17 protein-coding genes are annotated in these 16,259 nt (G+C 70.2%); 7 read left to right on the forward strand and 10 right to left on the reverse strand.

Annotated elements, in window-relative coordinates; all coding sequences use genetic code 11:
* Window positions 1–50 precede the first annotated feature (50 nt).
* The 3 genes from Pka01_RS12715 to Pka01_RS12725 all read right to left on the reverse strand — a co-directional run bounded on the left by Pka01_RS12715 (window position 51) and on the right by Pka01_RS12725 (window position 2,729).
* A complete protein-coding gene (locus Pka01_RS12715) occupies window positions 51–812 on the reverse strand; it encodes an SDR family NAD(P)-dependent oxidoreductase (protein WP_203882909.1) in 762 nt (253 codons plus the stop codon).
* A gap of 183 nt (window positions 813–995) precedes the next feature.
* Window positions 996–1,895 (reverse strand): LysR family transcriptional regulator, encoded by a 900-nt coding sequence (locus Pka01_RS12720; RefSeq protein WP_203882910.1) that lies wholly within the window; start codon window positions 1,893–1,895, stop codon window positions 996–998.
* Between the two features lie 93 nt (window positions 1,896–1,988).
* Window positions 1,989–2,729, reverse strand: a complete 741-nt coding sequence (locus Pka01_RS12725; protein WP_203882911.1) for a haloacid dehalogenase type II — start codon at window positions 2,727–2,729, stop codon at window positions 1,989–1,991.
* Between the two features lie 338 nt (window positions 2,730–3,067).
* Here Pka01_RS12725 and Pka01_RS12730 point away from each other — a divergent pair, with 338 nt between their 5' ends.
* Entirely contained in the window at window positions 3,068–5,014 is a 1,947-nt protein-coding gene (locus Pka01_RS12730; RefSeq protein ID WP_203882912.1) for a Xaa-Pro dipeptidyl-peptidase, read from the forward strand.
* 127 nt (window positions 5,015–5,141) lie between these two features.
* On the opposite strand, the gene Pka01_RS12735 is transcribed toward Pka01_RS12730, so the two are convergent.
* Window positions 5,142–5,888, reverse strand: coding sequence for an SDR family oxidoreductase (locus Pka01_RS12735; protein WP_203882913.1), 747 nt, complete (start codon window positions 5,886–5,888; stop codon window positions 5,142–5,144).
* Between the two features lie 189 nt (window positions 5,889–6,077).
* A complete protein-coding gene (locus Pka01_RS12740) occupies window positions 6,078–6,860 on the reverse strand; it encodes a thioesterase family protein (protein WP_239114933.1) in 783 nt (260 codons plus the stop codon).
* Window positions 6,861–7,292: 432 nt separating this feature from the next.
* Between Pka01_RS12740 and Pka01_RS12745 the strand changes: the two genes are divergently transcribed.
* Window positions 7,293–8,204 (forward strand): LysR family transcriptional regulator, encoded by a 912-nt coding sequence (locus Pka01_RS12745; protein ID WP_203882915.1) that lies wholly within the window; start codon window positions 7,293–7,295, stop codon window positions 8,202–8,204.
* 73 nt (window positions 8,205–8,277) lie between these two features.
* Here Pka01_RS12745 and Pka01_RS12750 read toward each other — a convergent pair whose 3' ends face one another.
* Window positions 8,278–8,799, reverse strand: coding sequence for a cupin domain-containing protein (locus Pka01_RS12750; RefSeq protein WP_203882916.1), 522 nt, complete (start codon window positions 8,797–8,799; stop codon window positions 8,278–8,280).
* 351 nt (window positions 8,800–9,150) lie between these two features.
* Here Pka01_RS12750 and Pka01_RS12755 point away from each other — a divergent pair, with 351 nt between their 5' ends.
* Both Pka01_RS12755 and hemE read left to right on the forward strand, forming a co-directional pair.
* Window positions 9,151–9,933: a GNAT family N-acetyltransferase gene (locus Pka01_RS12755; RefSeq protein ID WP_203882917.1), complete on the forward strand. Its 783-nt coding sequence runs from the start codon at window positions 9,151–9,153 to the stop codon at window positions 9,931–9,933.
* Between the two features lie 225 nt (window positions 9,934–10,158).
* Window positions 10,159–11,283, forward strand: a complete 1,125-nt coding sequence (gene hemE, locus Pka01_RS12760; protein ID WP_275414452.1) for a uroporphyrinogen decarboxylase — start codon at window positions 10,159–10,161, stop codon at window positions 11,281–11,283.
* Window positions 11,284–11,413: 130 nt separating this feature from the next.
* Here hemE and pip read toward each other — a convergent pair whose 3' ends face one another.
* Entirely contained in the window at window positions 11,414–12,388 is a 975-nt protein-coding gene (pip, locus tag Pka01_RS12765) for a prolyl aminopeptidase (RefSeq protein ID WP_203882919.1), read from the reverse strand.
* 116 nt (window positions 12,389–12,504) lie between these two features.
* Here pip and Pka01_RS12770 point away from each other — a divergent pair, with 116 nt between their 5' ends.
* Window positions 12,505–13,044: a GNAT family N-acetyltransferase gene (locus Pka01_RS12770; RefSeq protein ID WP_203882920.1), complete on the forward strand. Its 540-nt coding sequence runs from the start codon at window positions 12,505–12,507 to the stop codon at window positions 13,042–13,044.
* Window positions 13,045–13,241: 197 nt separating this feature from the next.
* On the opposite strand, the gene Pka01_RS12775 is transcribed toward Pka01_RS12770, so the two are convergent.
* Both Pka01_RS12775 and Pka01_RS12780 read right to left on the reverse strand, forming a co-directional pair.
* The gene (locus Pka01_RS12775) at window positions 13,242–13,394 is read right to left on the reverse strand and encodes a hypothetical protein (RefSeq protein ID WP_203882921.1); all 153 of its coding nucleotides are present in this window, start codon (window positions 13,392–13,394) and stop codon (window positions 13,242–13,244) included.
* Window positions 13,376–13,750, reverse strand: a complete 375-nt coding sequence (locus Pka01_RS12780; protein WP_203882922.1) for a hypothetical protein — start codon at window positions 13,748–13,750, stop codon at window positions 13,376–13,378. Before Pka01_RS12780 ends, Pka01_RS12775 begins: the two co-directional genes overlap by 19 nt.
* Before the next feature lie 59 nt (window positions 13,751–13,809).
* Here Pka01_RS12780 and Pka01_RS12785 point away from each other — a divergent pair, with 59 nt between their 5' ends.
* Both Pka01_RS12785 and Pka01_RS12790 read left to right on the forward strand, forming a co-directional pair.
* Window positions 13,810–14,256, forward strand: coding sequence for a MarR family winged helix-turn-helix transcriptional regulator (locus tag Pka01_RS12785; protein ID WP_239114934.1), 447 nt, complete (start codon window positions 13,810–13,812; stop codon window positions 14,254–14,256).
* Between the two features lie 67 nt (window positions 14,257–14,323).
* Window positions 14,324–15,160: a helix-turn-helix transcriptional regulator gene (locus tag Pka01_RS12790; RefSeq protein WP_203882923.1), complete on the forward strand. Its 837-nt coding sequence runs from the start codon at window positions 14,324–14,326 to the stop codon at window positions 15,158–15,160.
* Between the two features lie 139 nt (window positions 15,161–15,299).
* On the opposite strand, the gene Pka01_RS12795 is transcribed toward Pka01_RS12790, so the two are convergent.
* Window positions 15,300–16,133, reverse strand: a complete 834-nt coding sequence (locus Pka01_RS12795; protein ID WP_239114935.1) for an oxidoreductase — start codon at window positions 16,131–16,133, stop codon at window positions 15,300–15,302.
* Window positions 16,134–16,259 lie beyond the last annotated feature (126 nt).

Consider the following 16,259-nt stretch of genomic DNA (forward strand, 5'->3'; position numbering starts at 1 on the left):
CCGGCGGCCGGCCGGCGGGAACCGGCCGGCCGCCGAGCGGCTGGTCCGGGTCAGACGGCCCAGCGGCCGCCGTCCACGTGGAGGGTCGCCCCATGAATGAAGCTCGACCGCGGCGAGGCCAGGAACGTGATCGCCTCGACGATCTCCTCCGGCGTCCCGGGACGGCCGGCGGGCAGGGTCCGCGCGAGGGCGTCCAGGTCGTCACCCATGGAAGCGGTGCCCTCGGTGCGCGTCGGCCCCGGGCTCACGGCGTTGACCCGCACCCCCCGCGGGCCGAACTCCGCCGCCCATGACTTCGTCAGCAACACGACCGCCGCCTTGCTCGACCCGTACAGGGCGTAACCGGCGTGGCCGTACTCCGCGACCATCGTGGTCACGTTGACGATCGAGCCCCGGCCGCGCCCCGCCATGGCCGGGGCGAGCTCGGCCACCAGGAAGTACGGCGCCTTCACGTTGACCCCGTAGACCGCCTCGAAGTCGGGCTCGCTCGTCTCGGTCGTGGGCCCGAACGGGTAGATGCCGGCGTTGTTCACCAGCACGTCCACCTGCCCGAGCAGCCCGGTCGCGCTGTGCGCGAGCGAACGCGCGGACGCCTCGTCGCGCAGGTCGGCCGCGACGAAGTGCGCCCGGCCCCCGAGCGCCCGGATGTCCTCGACCGCCTGCTTGCCCCGCACCTCGTCACGGCCCGACAGGACCACCTCGGCGCCGAGCCCGGCCAGCGCCCGGGCCGCCTCCCTACCGATGCCGCTGGTGGCTCCGGTCACCAGAGCCCCCATGCCCGCCAGCTCCGCGGTCGCCACTCGTCCGGTCATGCCTTTCACCCCTGATCATTGGTTCGTGTTCCGCCGTCGCACTGCCTGCGGCGACGGCCTCGCGGGGTGTAAGGGCGAAGCCGTCCGCGAACTTCCGAAACTTTCATAGCGGCGGCTTATGGCGGCCATCGGCAAGGCTTGGAGCGCTCGCCGGCCGCCCCGTGCGACCGGCCGCCGCAGAGCTCAGGAGACTCCGGGCTCGTCGAAGCCCGCGATGAGGTTGGCCAGGTCGCGGCGGCGTGAGGCGGCGGGCCAGACCGCCCAGGTCCGCCGCACCAGGGGGTTGCCGATCAGAGGGGACCAGGTGACGGTGTCGGGCAGCGTCTGGGCCCAGTTCGGCGGCGCGAGCGCGAAGGCCTTTCCCGTGCCGACGGCGGCCAGTTTGACCTCCGCGATCAGCGCCTGGCCCTCGGGGGCCGGCGGGCCGATGTCCACGCCGTGGCTGCGGAGGATCGCCACCACCTCGTCGTACCACGCGGGGCTCCCGGACCGGGGGAAACTCAGCCATTCCAGACCACTGAGCGTCTCCAGGCGGATGCCGTCGGGACAGGAGATCTCCGCAGCCTGCTCGGCTGACAGCAGCACCCCCAGGTTCTCCCTGACCACCAGCATCGCGTCGAACTCGGGCCCTCCCGGCCGCTCGCGGAGCAGGCCCGCGTCGAGTTCGCCCGCCCTCAGGGCGGCAACCTGCGCGGCCGTGGACAGGTGCAGGGCCTGCACCCGGGTCTCCGGGCAGACGGCGGCCAGCCGGTCCAGCGCCGGACCGAGGAGATCAGTGGGCAGTTCCAGGGGAACCCCCAGCCGCAGGACCCCCGCCCCCTCGGTCGAGTACGCCGCCATCGCCCGCAGTGCCTGATCATGCCGTGCGAGGACGGCACGCGCCTCGGCGAGCAGGGTCGTGCCCGCCTCGGTGGGCGACACCCCGGTGCTGCTGCGTACCAGCAGCTTGACGCCCAGTTGGCGTTCCAGTGCGCTGATCGTCTGCGAGAGCGCCGGCTGGCTGACATGCAGCCGCCGCGCCGCCGCCGACAGTCCCCCGTCCTCGACCACGGCGACGAAGGCACGCAGTTCCCGCAACTCCATCCGCCCATGGCACCACACGCCCGCGAGGAGTCCGCAGGCAGGCGGCCTCCGGCACGCCGCGCGGCTCCGGAGCCCGGCTCACCCGGCTGCGCGTCAGGATCGGCGGCGGCCGACGAGCAGGTCCGCCATGGCCGGCAGGTCCGGCGCGACGAGGTCGGGCCGGGGCAGGGAGGCCACGGGCAGTGGCGCGTTGCCCGGCCGGGTGATCAACCCGGCGGCGAAGCCGGCGCTCTGCGCCCCGATGGTGTCCCAGACGTGCGCCGCGATCATGCGGCACGAGGACGGCGGCACGCCCAGTTCCCGTGCCACCAGGTGGTAGCACTGCGGGGCGGGCTTGTAGGCGCGGACGGTCTCGACGGTGAACTGCCGCTCGAAGAACCGCGCGAGACCGGCGTGCTCGAGCGGGGTCGGCCCCCGTGGGTCTGAGGGCGAGTTCGTCAGCGTGACCATGCGGAATCCGGCGTCCTGGAGCCTGGTCAGGCCGTCCTCCACGTCGGGATGGGCGGGCATGGTCCGCATCGCCCGCCTGATCTCCTCGACGTCGGCGTCGGTCACCTCCACGCCGTGGACGTCACCCACCATCTTGAGCAGGCCCTGGCCCAGGGTGAAGAACCCCTCGTACAGGCCCGACAGGGTGACGGTCATCGAGTACATGAACAGGTGGCCGAGCCACTCGCGCATGACGCGCCGGTCCCCGAAGATCTCCTCGAAGAGCGGGTTCATCGACTCGAAGTCGATCAGCGTCTCGTTGACGTCGAACACGAGCAGCGACGGCTCGCCGCCGCTCCACTCGTCGTTCGAGGGCCGGCTCGTCCGGGTCACGGCGTGATTCATGATCTCCCCCACGGCCGGAGGCGCTCATCCCGGCCACCGGCCGGTCGGCATCCGGCCTTCCCCCGGCCGTACCCGGGGGCCTCGCCGGAAAACTGCGGCACCGTCCGGCGGTGCGCGAGCCGCTCCTCCCAGTCCGTGCCCGGTGCCCGGGCGGCACGCGGCCTGCGAGCCGATCTCGACATTTGTAGAAAACGCCGCGATCAAGAGAGAACGGCCGTCCAAAGACATTCGGTGCCTTCAACCCATAGCGTCAAACGGGCCGACTTTACGGTCCCTTTACCTTCGCGCGAGGCCGGTCCCCGGCCCCGGGCGCCTGATCGCTAGGGGAAAGCTTGCCGATGTCCATACCGCGCCGAACGACGGGCCCTGCGGCACCGACCGCCCTACGGAGTCTTCGATCAGCACGTGGCGCCGCCGCGGCGCTGGGTCTCGCCGTCACCGCGACCCTCACGGGAGTCGCCGCGAGCCCGGCCCCCGCCACGGCGAACGCCGCCGTCGGGCCGGTCTTCGAGAACGGCATGGCCCAGCCGGTGTTCTCGACGAACAGAAACGACTGGATCCGCCAGGAGGTGTGGGTCGAGACCCCGATCGACAGCGACGGCGACGGCCGCAATGACCGGGTGCACGCCGAGGTCACCCGGCTCCAGGAGACCGAGACGGCCGGCCTGAAGTCGCCTGTCGTCTACGAGGCCAGCCCCTACTACGCCGGCGGCAACCCGATCACGAACCACGACGTCGATCACGAGCTCTACGAGCCGACGCGTCCCGGCAAGGGCGGGCACGACCACGGTTCGGTGCTGGAGCCGTGGGCGGACGAGCGGCTGGCCGCCGCGGGCTCCGACGGGACCGGCGCCTTCGCGAAGGCCGCGGACACGGGCCCGCAGCCGGCGATCAGCACCAGCCACGAGTCCAACTGGCTGCCCCGCGGGTTCGCGGTGGTCCACGCCGAGTCGCTGGGCAGCGGCAAGTCCGACGGCTGCCCGACCACCGGCGGGCGCAACGAGACCATCGGCGCCAAGTCCGTCGTCGACTGGCTGAACGGCCGCGCGAAGGCCTATGACGCCACGGGAGCGCAGGTCAAGGCCACGTGGACGACCGGCAAGGTCGGCATGATCGGCACCTCCTACAACGGCACGCTGCCCAACGCGGTCGCGAGCACCGGTGTCAAGGGGCTCGAGGCCATCGTGCCGATCTCGGCGATTTCGAGCTGGTACGACTACTACCGCGCGAACGGCGCCGTCGTCGCCCCCGGCGGCTACCAGGGCGAGGACACCGACGTCCTCGCGGAATACGTCTACACCCGCGCGGACAGTCAGATCTGCCGCAGTGTGATCGACGACCTGGCGAAGGCGCAGGACCGGACCACCGGCGACTACAACGCCTTCTGGGACGAGCGCAACTACATGAACGACGTGCGCAACGTCCACGCCGCGGTGCTGGTCGCGCACGGGCTCAACGACTGGAACGTCAAGACCAAGCAGGCCGCGCAGTGGTACGAGGCGCTCGCGGCCCGCAAGGTGCCGCACAAGATCTACCTGCACCAGGGCGGGCACGGCGGCTCCCCCAGCCTCGACGTGCTCAACCGCTGGTTCAGCCGCTACCTGTGGGGCTACAAGAACGGCGTCGAGAACGACCCCCGTGCGCTGATCCAGCGCGAGGACCGGACGCTGGTTGAGTACCCGGAATGGCCCGATCCTGCGGCTCACAACGCCACGCTCAACCTGGCGCCGGGAGCGGACGGGGCCGCGGGCGTCCTCACCCGTGACAAGCCGCGCCACCACGGCAAGCCGGTGACCGAGACGATCGTCGACGACGCGACCCAGACGGCCGAGACCCTCGCCGCCGCGGCGACGTCCGACAACCGCCTGGCCTACCAGTCGGGCACGCTGACCGGCGCGGTCAGGCTCAGCGGCACACCGCTGGTGTCGCTGAAGATGTCCTTCGGCCAGCCGTCTGCGAACGTCACGGCGCTGCTCGTGGACTACGACCAGACCGGCAAGGCGAAGGTCATCACCCGGGGCTGGACGGATCCCCAGAACCGCAAGTCGATCTCCCGGACCGAGCGGATCAAGCCGGGCAGCCCGTACCGGATCGACGTCGACATGCAGCCGCACGACTACGTGTTCGCGGCGGGCCACCGGATCGGCGTCGTGGTGCTGTCGAGCGACCACGACTACACCATCCGGCCCACCCCCGGCGCGACGCTCAACCTCGACACGGCGCACAGCACCGTCAAGCTGCCGATCGTCGGCGGAGCCGACGCGTTCACCTCGGCGAACGGCTGATCCCGATCCCGACGGCAGGGCGGGCCGCCACCCGGCGGCCCGCCCTCTTCCGCGCCCTCATCGCGCTGCTCGTCCTGCACTGATCCTGCGCTGATCCTGCGCTGATCCCGTGCGGATGCCACGGTCGTCACCCGTCGCCGCGCTCGGCGGCGCGGTGGCCGAGGACGACCTCGCCGTCGACGACGGTCCAGGAGAGCCCCTCGACGGGGCCGGAGAGCGCGGCCTTGAACCGCCGGCTCACGTCGTCGACCAGGACCTCGGCCTTTCCTTCTGTCAGGGCGATCAGGACGTCCCTGGCGACTCGGCGGGGGTCGTTCTTGACCACCGCGAGGCTGCTCGTCATCTCGGTGTCGGTGTAGCCGAAGTGGACGCCGAGCACCTGGGTGCCCTGCCCGGCCAGTTCGACGCGCAGCGCGTTGGTCACCGACCACAGCGCCGCCTTGGACGCGCCGTACGCCCCGGCGCCCGCGGCCCACGACAGGGCTGAGTGGATGTTCACCAGCGCGCCGCCGCCGTTCGCGGCAAGGACCGGCGCGAAATGCTGGGCGACGCGCAACGGGCCGAAGACGTTGGTGGCGAACACCGCCTCGACGTTCGCGACGTGCTCCGCCACGATCGGCCCCCTGGCGGGCAGTCCGGCGTTGTTGACCACGATCGAGACGTCGCGTGCGTGCCGGGCCAGCGCCGCGACCGCCCGCTCGTCCGTGACGTCGAGAGCGACCGGCTCGATCCGGTCGTCACCGGCCGGTACGGGCCGGCGCGAGGTGGCGTACACCTTCGTGGCGCCCAGGTTCAGGAACTCGGCCACGAACGCCTGGCCCAGCCCACGCCGTCCGCCGGTGACCAGCACCGCGGCTCCCTCGATGACGGTCATCGGCTTCGGGGGGCTCCGGTGCGGCCGAGGACGGCCTCCCCTTCCCCGCCCGGGCCGGTGGCGCCTGCATATGGCCTGTTCATGTGGGCTCACCCCATGGATTCGGCTGATCGGGGTTCCATCCTGCCCTCGACGCCGACCTCGGGAGATGAAGAGACACGCTGCCGATAATCGCGATCAGCGATGCCCTCAGGCCGGCATGCGGATCGCCGCGAGCTGTGTGGCCTGGGCGACCAGGCGGTCCTTGCTGTCCCAGGCGTACACGGTCTCGTCCATCCGCCCTTTCGTGACGTCCGCGGCGTACGTGCGGACGCGGAGCGGACCGGGCGCGGGGACCCGGCGGATGTAGGCGCTCATCTGGATGGTGGGAGCCCAGCCCGGGAGGTCGAGGTCGAAGCCGGCCGACGGGACGGGGTCGAGGGCGACGAGCAGCGAGAGCGGATCCCAGTCGGAGCCGTCGGCGAGGCGGTGCCAGCCCGCGACGACCCCGCGGCGGGACGGCGATCCGGACAGGAATCCGAGGTGATCGGGGTCCAGTCGCTGCTCGACCACCTCCATCAACGGCACGGGGAATTCTCCGCCAGGCACCACGAGCGGGGTGCGCGGGCACTCGTGCTCCTCGCGAAGGTCCACCGGCTCCAGTCCCGCCCACCAGGCTCCGGCCTCCTCCAGCCGCTCCAGCGTGATCAACGCCTCGACCCGGACGGCGCCGCCTTGGGTCAGGCGGGCTCGCGCCTGGGTGGTGCTCCTCCCGGTCCGCAACGACTCGACGTGGATCTCGGCCGAGCCCGGGGTGGGCGCGGCGACGAAGAGCCCGCTGACCACGCTCGGATGCGGATGATCTCCGCCGACGCCGTCACATACCGCGCGGCCCATCACCGCGAGCAGGTAACCGCCGTGCAGTTTCCCGCCCACGCTCCACTGCGGATCCAGGTCGGCCTCGTAGGCGTCGCCGCGACGCACGACCGACACAGCTTCCCGAAACGCGCCCATATCCATCCTCGTTTGTTCCTGAATACGACGTACACGTCATCCAACCGAACCTGTTTGGGACCGAGCCGCTTCTCCTCCGCCGCGGAGAAGGACTAGAGCCCCGCGCGTCATCGGACCCGGACGCCCGCCCGGAAAGATCCGGCCCTCCTCGACGAGGACCGTACTCGGCCCGTGCAGGCTCGTACCGTCGAACATCCGTCCGGCGTGGATCGCGAGAGAGATCATGATCGAAGACTGCCGGCGCTCGTTCCGCAGGGGTCGACCGACCCGATCACCGGTATCACCGTTGGCATAAATCCGCCTTTAATGACTAGTTCGGACATTGAGGTTCAAATGCTGTCGTGGATGGAGATCTCAGGAGATGAACAAATGAGCTATCGGTAATCGCCGCCGGTGATAGAGCCTGGAACGGTGGAGTTGAGACATCTGGCGGCCTTCGTCGCCGTGGCGGAGGAAGGCGGTTTCACCCGCGCGGGCGAACGGCTGCACCTGGTCCAGTCGGCGGTCAGCGCCGCCGTGCGCAATCTGGAGCGCGAACTGGGCGTCACGCTGTTCGAGCGGACCACGCACATGGTCGAGCTGACCGACACGGGCCGGCTCCTGCTCGCCGAGGCACGGCGCACGCTCAGCGCCGCCGAGGCCATGCGCGGCGTCGTCGACCAGTTGAGCGGCGGACTGCGAGGCACGGTACGGCTCGGCGTCATGCAGTCCCAGCGCCCGCCCTGGGTCAGCGTCCCCAGGCTGCTGGCCGGCTTCCGCGCGAACTACCCGGATGTGAACGTGGAACTGCGCTGCGGCGCCAGCGCCGCGCATGCGCGGGACCTGCGTGAGGGCCGCTTGGACCTGGCCTTCGTTGCGCTCCCGGCCGGGACGGCGCGCGATCTGACCCTCACGCCGATCACGAGCCAGGTCATGCGCCTGGTCTGCCCTCGTGACCACGGGCTCGCCGGTCGCGACGGCGTCGACCTGCACGAACTGGCCGACGAGGTGTTCGCCGACTCTCCCGCCGACTGGGGCCACAGAATCGCCGTCGACCGCGCCTTCGAGACGGCGGGCGTCGAGCGCAAGGTCCATTACGAGGTCGGCGACATGGCGAGCATCGTCGAGTTCGTTCACTTCGGGCTCGCGGTCGCCGTCCTGCCGCCATCGGTCGTCGACCCGGCGGCCGGCGTGTGTCTCGTCTCGATCCGCGAGCACGCGCCGTCCTTCTCCGCCTCGATCGCCGCTCCCGCCGACCGCGAGCTCACGCCGGCGGCACGCGCCGTGTTCGAGGCCATCCGGACGGCCGCCGCCGCCGAGCGCCGCGATTCGGTTCTCCCCTGAGCCGCGCCGGGCGGCGGCGGTCAGGACGGCCCTTCGGCCGGTCCTCGAAATCGTCAGGTGGGACCTTCCGCCCCTACAGGTTCTCCTCCGGGAGGAGGACGGAGCCGTAGCGCATGGCCAGTCGCGTCAGCGGCTCGTACCGCTCAGGCCCCCAGAGAGTGGGCTGTTCACCGGGCCGCGGGTCGTCTCCGCCCTCGACGAAGGCTCCCTCCGGACCGCCGGGTGTGAACAGGAACAACATCCGGGCAGGGTGCACACCGACGTTTTTGAACCGGTGGCGGTGTCCCCGTGGGATGAAGACGAAGTCACCCGGCTTGCCGATGAAGGTGCGGTCGCCGTCGAGGAACTCCAGTTCTCCGGAGAGCAGATAGAACGCCTCGTCGACGTCGGTGTGGATGTGCGCCACCGGCCCGGCGCCCGCCGGGATCGAGCCCTCGATGAATCCGAGCGAACCGTTGCTCTCCTTCGCGAGGATCTTGAGCGTGTAGACGTCGCCGACCACCCACTTGGTGATGCCCTCTCCCGCGGGCACATGGATGGCGCCGGGCCTGAACTGCTGGTCGGTCCCGTCCGGAACCTGGAAGGGAAGACTCATGGGATTCTCCTTGGCCGTGCGGTTCGCTGGTCGTCCGTACGCTTCAAGCGGGCGTGGTGAGATCTCGTCGGCGACGGGACGAGCGGGTGCCGCGTGACGGCCGAGTGCTCTCGCCGGCCGGCCGTATGGGCGTCGCGGGCGACTCAGGACCGCGGATGTGATGTTTCGGGCTATAAATGCTGCCGCGAACGGAAATCTCGCGAGATGAACAAATGCGCTACCGGCAATCGCGATCAGCGATGACCCGGTGCGCCGCGGACGGCAGGCGACCGGGTCACGCGCCGTGTGGCGTCACGGCGGTCCCCGAAAACCCGATTGCGCCGTTCATCCCATCACTGCTCGGATGTACGAATGAATCACGACGAGGTACTTGCGACGTTCGACGCCCAGATGCGCAGGAACGCCCGGCCCGACGGGCCTGGAGCCCGGGTCGACAGGACGGACACGACGACGCGGCAGACGGGCGGGGAGAGCGGGTGGAACGGCGTCCTGTGGTCCGGCCTCGACGCGGAGTCGGCGGACCCGGTGATCGCCGAACAGGTGGAGCACTTCACCGGGCTGGGGCTGGAGTTCGAATGGAAGCTCTACGCCCATGACCTTCCCCACGACCTGCCCCAGCGGCTTCTCGCGGCCGGGTTCACCGCCGAGCCGCAGGAGGCGCTGATGGTGGCCGAAGCCGATCGGCAGTCGACCGCCGCCACCCCTCCCGAGGGGATCACGCTGCGCGAGGTGACCGACGAGGCCGGGGTGGACCTCATGGCGGTCGTCCACGATCAGGCCTTCGGCACCGACGGCTCCAGGATCAGGCGGCAACTGCTCAAGCAGCTCACCGAAGCCCCCGAGACGGTCGTCGCGGTCGTCGCCATGGCCGGCGACGTGCCGGTCAGCTCGGCACGCGTGGAGTTCGTGCCGGGCACGGACTTCGCCGGACTCTGGGGCGGCGGCACCGTCGCCGCGTGGCGTGGTCGGGGCATCTTCCGCACGCTGGTCGCCTACCGCGCCCGCATCGCCGCCGAGCGCGGCTACCGCTACCTGCAGGTGGACGCGTCCGACCAGAGCAGGCCGATCCTCGCCCGTCTGGGTTTCGCCCAGCTGAGCACCACCACGCCGTACGTGTATCAGCCGAAGAGCTGACACGCCGCCGGGACGGCCAGGCCCGGGTGTCCTTCCATCGACCGACCGCCCTCGCGCACACCCGGGGGCCATGGCCTCCCGGAATCACGCACCGGCGAGCAGTACCAGACGGCCCAAGGGCCGTGGGCGGGCCGGCGTGGATAGGCTGTCAGCGTGTCCTCGCCACAGGTGGGGTTGTGCTGATCGGGCTGGTCGAAGCCCGGGTCTCTGACAGAACGGAAGAGCGTGGAAGCCGCTACGCGGGGTGACGTTGGTCTGGATCGCGTATCGGCTGGAACGCGGTCGAAGAAGCTGTTGTTGCGTGCGCTCGCGGGCGAGCGGACGGAGCGGCCGCCGATCTGGTTGATGCGGCAGGCCGGACGCTATCTGCCGGAGTATCACCGTGTGCGCGAGGCTGCCGGTGGGATGGTGGGGCTGTGCAACTCGCCCGAGCACGCGGTCGAAGTCACCTTGCAGCCGATCCGACGTTTCCCGCTGGATGCGGCGATCCTGTTCGCGGATCTTCCGCAGATCGCGGCCGCGCTCGGCCAGAGCCTGGAGTATCTGGTCGGTGATGGCCCGGTTCTGACGCCCCCGATCCGTTCGGCATCGGACATCACCGAGTTCTTGAGCGCGTCCGGCCTCCATGAGGAGTTGGCCCCGATTTACGAGACGGTCCGGCAACTCACGAGGGCTCTGCCTGAGGAGGTGGCGTTGATCGGCTATGCCGGTGCGCCTTGGACGGTCGCGACGTACATGGTCGAGGGGCGCGGGGGGGCCAGCTCGGAGCATGCCGTTGTCAAGCAGTGGGCGCTGAGCGACCCGGCGGGCTTCCAACCCTTGATCGACTTGCTGACCGCGGCCATCATCGAGTTCCTGGACCGTCAGATCCAGGCCGGTGCCGAGGCGATCCAGTTGTTCGAGAGCTGGGCTGGGATACTCCCGGACCCGTTCTTCCAACGCTGGTGTGTCAAGCCGGTCGCCGCCATCGTCGCGGCGCTGAAGGCGAAGCACCCTGGTGTTCCCATCATCGCTTTCCCGCGTGGTGCCGGGCTCGCGTACGACGGCTTTGTCCAGGCCACCGGTGTGGACTGCGTCGGGCTCGACTCGACGGTTCCGCTGGAATGGGCTGCGCAGAAAGTACAAGGCGAACTGGGCCGGTGTGTGCAGGGCAACCTCGATCCTCAGCTCTTGGTCGCGGGCGGCCCGGCGCTGGAAGCCGAAACCCACCGCATCCTGCACACTCTCGGCAGTGGCCCCTTCGTGTTCAATCTCGGACACGGCATCGTCAAGACCACGCCTCCGGAGCATGTTGCCGCGCTCGCCCAGCAGGTACGGTCCTGGGCCACACCCCTGGCGTATCAGGAGTGAACGGGGTCCGGTCGCGGCGGCACTGGTAGGGCTGCTGGGCCGGCTCTAGGCGATCATCTCCTGCCTGGTGTGGGCGAGCCGGTAGGAGTCGGTGCCGGTTTCGATGATGGTGCCGTGGAAGGTCTCTGATTCAGAGGTCTCGAATCGCCTGCCCATGTCTGCTCCCGAAGCCGTCCAGGGCGGCAAGGACCTCCTTGCGCATGGTGTCGCTGCCGGTGTGCCCTGAGTCGTCTACCACGACCAGTCTCGCGTCGGGCCAGGCTCGGGCCAGTTGCCAGGCGTTCTCTAGCGGCCCGCCCACGTCGAAGCGGCCATGGATGAGTACGCCGGGGATGCCGGCCAGCTTGTGCGCGTTTCGCAGCAAGACACCTTCCTCCAGCCAGGCGGCGTTGGAGAAGTAGTGGCTGCAGATGCGGACGAAGGCCAGCAGAGCGGCCGGCGGCCGGTCGCTGTAGGCGTTCGGCTTGCCGTTGACCTCCAGGGAGATCACCGCGTCCTCCCACGCCACCCAGTCGTGAGCGGCCTTGGCCCGTACGGCGGGGTCGGGGTCGGACACGAGCCGCGCATAGGCGGCGAGCAGGTCTCCGTCGCGCTCGGCCTCCGGGACGCCCTCGCGGAAGCGCAGCCACTGCTCGGGGAAGAAGCGGCCCACGCCGCGGTAGAGCCAGTCGATCTCGGATCGGCGGGTCATGGTGACGCCGGTGAAGACCATCTCCGACACCCGCGCGGGGTGGGCTTCGGCGTAGGCGAGCATCAGCGTGGACCCCCACGACCCACCGTAGAGCAGCCACCGGTCGACACCGAGGTGCTCGCGCAGCCGTTCCATGTCGGCGACCAGGTGGTGGGTGGTGTTGGTGGTCAGATCGGTGGCCGGGTCGCCGGCGTGGGGCAGGCTCCGGCCGCAGTTGCGCTGGTCGAACAGGATGATGCGGTAGCGCTCGGGATCGAAGACGCGGCGCTGACCCGGCCTGCAACCCGAGCCGGGGCCGCCGTGGACGACGAGCGCGGGCTTGCCCTCAGGGTTGCCGCAGACCTCCCAGTAGACCAGGTGGCCGTCGCCGGTGTGGAGGTGCCCGTGGTCGTGAGGCTCGATCGGGGGATACATCGCTCAAAAATACTTGTGCGCTCACCCCAACAGGCGCAGCATGGCGCGCCGCGCCGACCGGGCGGCGGTCGAGAGGAAATTATTTCCAGCGCCTCTCGGGCTGTTAGCCTGCGCGCATGTCAGACCTGGGGCCCATCGCCTGGCCGCCTGAGCCGATCAAGACCGAGAGACTCGTGCTCCGTGAGCCCGAGGCCCGGGACCGTGCGACGTTCATCGAACTGCTGGCGTCGCCAGAGGTGCACACCTACCTCGGCGGCCCCCGCCCGCGTGATGAGCTTGAGCGCGAGATGCCCGGAGCGCCCGAGCGGTGGCCCGGCAATTTCGTCGTTGATCTCGACGGGGCGATGATCGGCCAGATCCTGCTCAGGAGAGCAACGGAGCACCGTCGCCCGGCTGCCGCGGGGAAGGCCGATCTCGGCTACCTGTTCCTGCCGCGAGCGTGGGGATTCGGGTACGCCGCCGAGGCGTGCGCGGCGGCACTCGACTGGTTCGACGGCGTCCTTCCCGGCGAGCCGGTGGTGCTCACCACCCAGACCGCCAACGTCGGCTCGATGCGCCTCGCGGCAAAACTGGGGTTCACCGAGGTAGAGCGTTTCCAGGCCTGGGACGCCGAGCAGTGGCTCGGTCTGCGGTCCCCGGCCACGCCGTCCGCTTGAGCCCAAGGTCGCCAGGTCGGCCCACCTCCGCAACGTGGACACCTACGCCCTCCTGGCGTCAGGGTTCGCCATCGGCACCACCACAGAGTTCGAGATCCACCCGGCGCTCGTCGTCTACCTCCGCCACCGCGTGGCGCGCCAGTCCCCCTGATCCAGGCGATGCCGGCGCGCCGCAGGTGCCGTCGCGGACAGGCGGGTCACAGGTGCTGGACGGCCGTGCTGAGCAGATAGAGGGCGATGAAGACGGCCGCCGCGCGGCGGCCCCGGGAGGCGCCGAGGGCGGCGGCCCCTCCCCCGCACCATCGCGAACTCCTTGTGCAGGTGAGACAGATCAGTGGGAGGCGATCCACCAGGCAGAAAGCAGGTGGACGAGGGCGCACACTCCGGCGCCGACGGACATGCCGAGGTGGCGTCGCATGACGCCGAGCACGCAGTCGCCGACCTGGGCCAGGCCGAGGACGATCAGCATGGCGGTGAGTCCGGCCGAGTCTCCACGAGCGAGCATCACCAGGGCGACCGCGCTGAGCGGGACGGCGCGCACCGCGTACGCCCTGGCGTAGAAGTCGACACCTGCGGTGATCGGGGCGCCCTTGGGCAACCCCAGGCCCGGCCTCATGACCCCCGCCACGGAGGAGACCCCCGACAGGAGCGCCACGGCGGCGTTGGCGCCCGCGATCACATGGTGAGCGGCGAAGACGACGTTCATTCTATCTCCTCGTGAATCATTCAAACTCTGAACGATTCTGAAACGCTATCATTGCACTCATGGACGACGTCAAGGGTTCGGCCGGGCTGCCTGCGACGGTGGTGTTCCGCCTGGGCACGCTGGGCGCACTGGCCGGTGACCGGTTCGCGGAGAAGATCGAGGTCTATGACCTCAAGGTCAAGCACGTGGGGCTGATGACGGTGCTCAGCCTCGGCCCCGCCGTGTCGCAGCAGGACCTGGCCGCGAAAATGGGTGTCGCCCCCAGCCTCGTGGTCTCACTGGCCGACCACCTCGAAACGCTCGGGGCGGTCCAGCGAGTCCGCGATCCGCAGGACCGGCGGCGCCAGGTGCTCACCCTCACCGCGCACGGCCGGGATCTGCTGGACAAGTGCGCGACCGAGGCCCGCGCCCTCGACGAAGAGTTCACGGCCGCCCTCGCCCCCGATCAGGTCGCGGCGCTCCGGCAGGCGCTCTCGGTGCTCAGCGCGGAGGCGGGCCTGCCGTAAGGGCCGGCGCAACCGGCTCCGGCACCTGGGCGACATCCCCTGACTAGCGGGGTCGTAAGTTGTCAACATGGACGGCAAGAGTCCTCTTGGGGAGTTCCTGCGTGCTCGACGCCAGACCACGACCGTCGATCAGGTAGGGCTGCCGAACATCGGCAGCCGCCGGACGCCCGGATTACGCAGGGACGAGGTCGCCATGCTGGCCGGCGTCAGCGCCGACTACTACATCCGGCTGGAACAGGGGCGGGAACGCAATCCGTCGGATCAGGTGCTCGACGCCTTGGCACGGGTCTTCCAGCTCGACGCGGAGGCGACCGAGCACCTTCACGATCTCGCGCACCACCGGGCATCCCGACGCGAACCTGTCGGTCCAAGTGACCAGTTGCGCCCGTACGTCCTGCGGTTCATGGAGGGCTGCGATCACGCGGTCGCGTTCGTGCTGAACCGCCGCCTTGACTTCCTGGCCAGGAACCCACTGGCCGCGGCCCTCTACGACGGGATGGAGGGCCGCGACAACCTGCTGCGGCTGCTCTTCCTCAATCCCGTCGCGCGGGAGTTCTACCTGAACTGGAGACAGCAGGCCGAGGACTCGGTGGGCCATTTCCGGGCAGCGCTGGGAGCGGGCGGAGACGACCCGTTCGCCCAGGATCTCGTCGAGGAACTCTCGCGCGGGAGCGAGGACTTCCGGCGGATATGGGCCCGCCACGAGGTCCGCTCGAGGACACACTGGTCCATCTCCTATCGCCACGGTGTAGTCGGCGAAATGACCCTTCACTACGAGATGTTCCGCGTCGGCAGCCCCACCTCCCAGCAGCTCATCGTCGGCCAGGCCGAGCCGTACACCCCCTCCGAACGCGCGTTCCGCGAACTGGGCAGGCTCGCCGGGAAGACCGCCGATCAGCGTTGACGGGCGGCCTCGGCGACGCGCCATCAGCTGACGATCACGCACAGTCATCTGGAAATCCGGCGATCTGGGGCATCCCCGTATCGCCGGATCGCGGCCGAACTCCCCTGAGCGCCTGCCGTACGGCCCGGCGCCCGGGTGGTCAACGTGCGTCGATGTCGGTGCCGCTGCTGAGCAGGGCCCACGCGTCCAGGGAGGCCCGGTCCGCGTCGAGGCCCTCACGGAACGCGTCCACCGCGTCCCGGCCGAGCAGGAGAAGCGCCGGCGGCTCCGGCGACCCGACAGCGGCGATGATCGCCTGTGCCGCCTTCTCCGGGTCTCCGGGCTGGGTGCCGTGAATCGTGTCGTTCTCCTTGCGGCGCCTTCCCGCGGTCTCGGCGTAGTCCGCGATGGCCTCGGCGGACTGGGTGAGCGAGCGCCCGGCGAAGTCGGTGCGGAACGCACCGGGTTCGACGGCGAAGGCGGTGATGCCCAGGGGCGCCAGTTCCTTGCGCAGCGAGCCGGTCATGCCCTCGAGGGCCGCCTTCGTCGCCGCGTAATACCCGGAGCCCGGAGGCGTCGTCCGGGCCCCGATGGAGGAGATGTTCACGACGGTCCCGGAGCGCCGGGCACGCATCCCCGGCAGGACGGCCTTGATCATGGCCACCGCGCCGAAGAAGTTGGTGGCGAACAGGTGTCGCACGTCCGCGTCGTCCCCTTCCTCGACGGCGGCGCGATAGCCGTACCCGGCGTTGTTCACGAGAACGTCGACGGCGCCGAAGCGCTCCCCTGCGCGGCGCACCGCGTCCTCGACCTGGGTCTGCTCCGTCACGTCGAGGCTGAGGGCGAGGGCGGCTCCGGGGTGGGCGTCGGCGAGGTCGCGCACGCCCGACAGGTCGCGGGCGGTGACCACGGCGTTGTCGCCGCGAGCGAGGACGGCTTCTGCGAGGGCCCGTCCGAGGCCGGTCGAGCATCCGGTGATCAACCAGGTGGACATGATGATCGGTTCCTTTCCCTGCGGCGCCGGGTCGTCGTGGGCCCGCGAGGACATTCTTGGCGAGGGTGACGGGTGGCCTGGCACCGGGGGGCTGCCGGCGCCCCGCTCAGGAGCCCGGCTGCGCGC

This window comes from Planotetraspora kaengkrachanensis (genome assembly GCF_016862895.1).
Taxonomy (GTDB): Bacteria; Actinomycetota; Actinomycetes; order Streptosporangiales; family Streptosporangiaceae; genus Planotetraspora; species Planotetraspora kaengkrachanensis.

What these genes read in the sequence shown, in the direction of transcription:
- Pka01_RS12715 (WP_203882909.1), bottom strand. Translation starts at nt 812, where the DNA reads ATGACCGGACGAGTGGCGACCGCGGAGCTGGCGGGCATGGGGGCTCTG.
- Pka01_RS12720 (WP_203882910.1), bottom strand. Translation starts at nt 1,895, where the DNA reads ATGGAGTTGCGGGAACTGCGTGCCTTCGTCGCCGTGGTCGAGGACGGG.
- Pka01_RS12725 (WP_203882911.1), bottom strand. Translation starts at nt 2,729, where the DNA reads ATGAATCACGCCGTGACCCGGACGAGCCGGCCCTCGAACGACGAGTGG.
- Pka01_RS12730 (WP_203882912.1), top strand. Translation starts at nt 3,068, where the DNA reads ATGTCCATACCGCGCCGAACGACGGGCCCTGCGGCACCGACCGCCCTA.
- Pka01_RS12735 (WP_203882913.1), bottom strand. Translation starts at nt 5,888, where the DNA reads ATGACCGTCATCGAGGGAGCCGCGGTGCTGGTCACCGGCGGACGGCGT.
- Pka01_RS12750 (WP_203882916.1), bottom strand. Translation starts at nt 8,799, where the DNA reads ATGAGTCTTCCCTTCCAGGTTCCGGACGGGACCGACCAGCAGTTCAGG.
- Pka01_RS12755 (WP_203882917.1), top strand. Translation starts at nt 9,151, where the DNA reads ATGAATCACGACGAGGTACTTGCGACGTTCGACGCCCAGATGCGCAGG.
- pip (WP_203882919.1), bottom strand. Translation starts at nt 12,388, where the DNA reads ATGTATCCCCCGATCGAGCCTCACGACCACGGGCACCTCCACACCGGC.
- Pka01_RS12770 (WP_203882920.1), top strand. Translation starts at nt 12,505, where the DNA reads ATGTCAGACCTGGGGCCCATCGCCTGGCCGCCTGAGCCGATCAAGACC.
- Pka01_RS12780 (WP_203882922.1), bottom strand. Translation starts at nt 13,750, where the DNA reads ATGAACGTCGTCTTCGCCGCTCACCATGTGATCGCGGGCGCCAACGCC.
- Pka01_RS12785 (WP_239114934.1), top strand. Translation starts at nt 13,810, where the DNA reads ATGGACGACGTCAAGGGTTCGGCCGGGCTGCCTGCGACGGTGGTGTTC.
- Pka01_RS12790 (WP_203882923.1), top strand. Translation starts at nt 14,324, where the DNA reads ATGGACGGCAAGAGTCCTCTTGGGGAGTTCCTGCGTGCTCGACGCCAG.
- Pka01_RS12795 (WP_239114935.1), bottom strand. Translation starts at nt 16,133, where the DNA reads ATGTCCACCTGGTTGATCACCGGATGCTCGACCGGCCTCGGACGGGCC.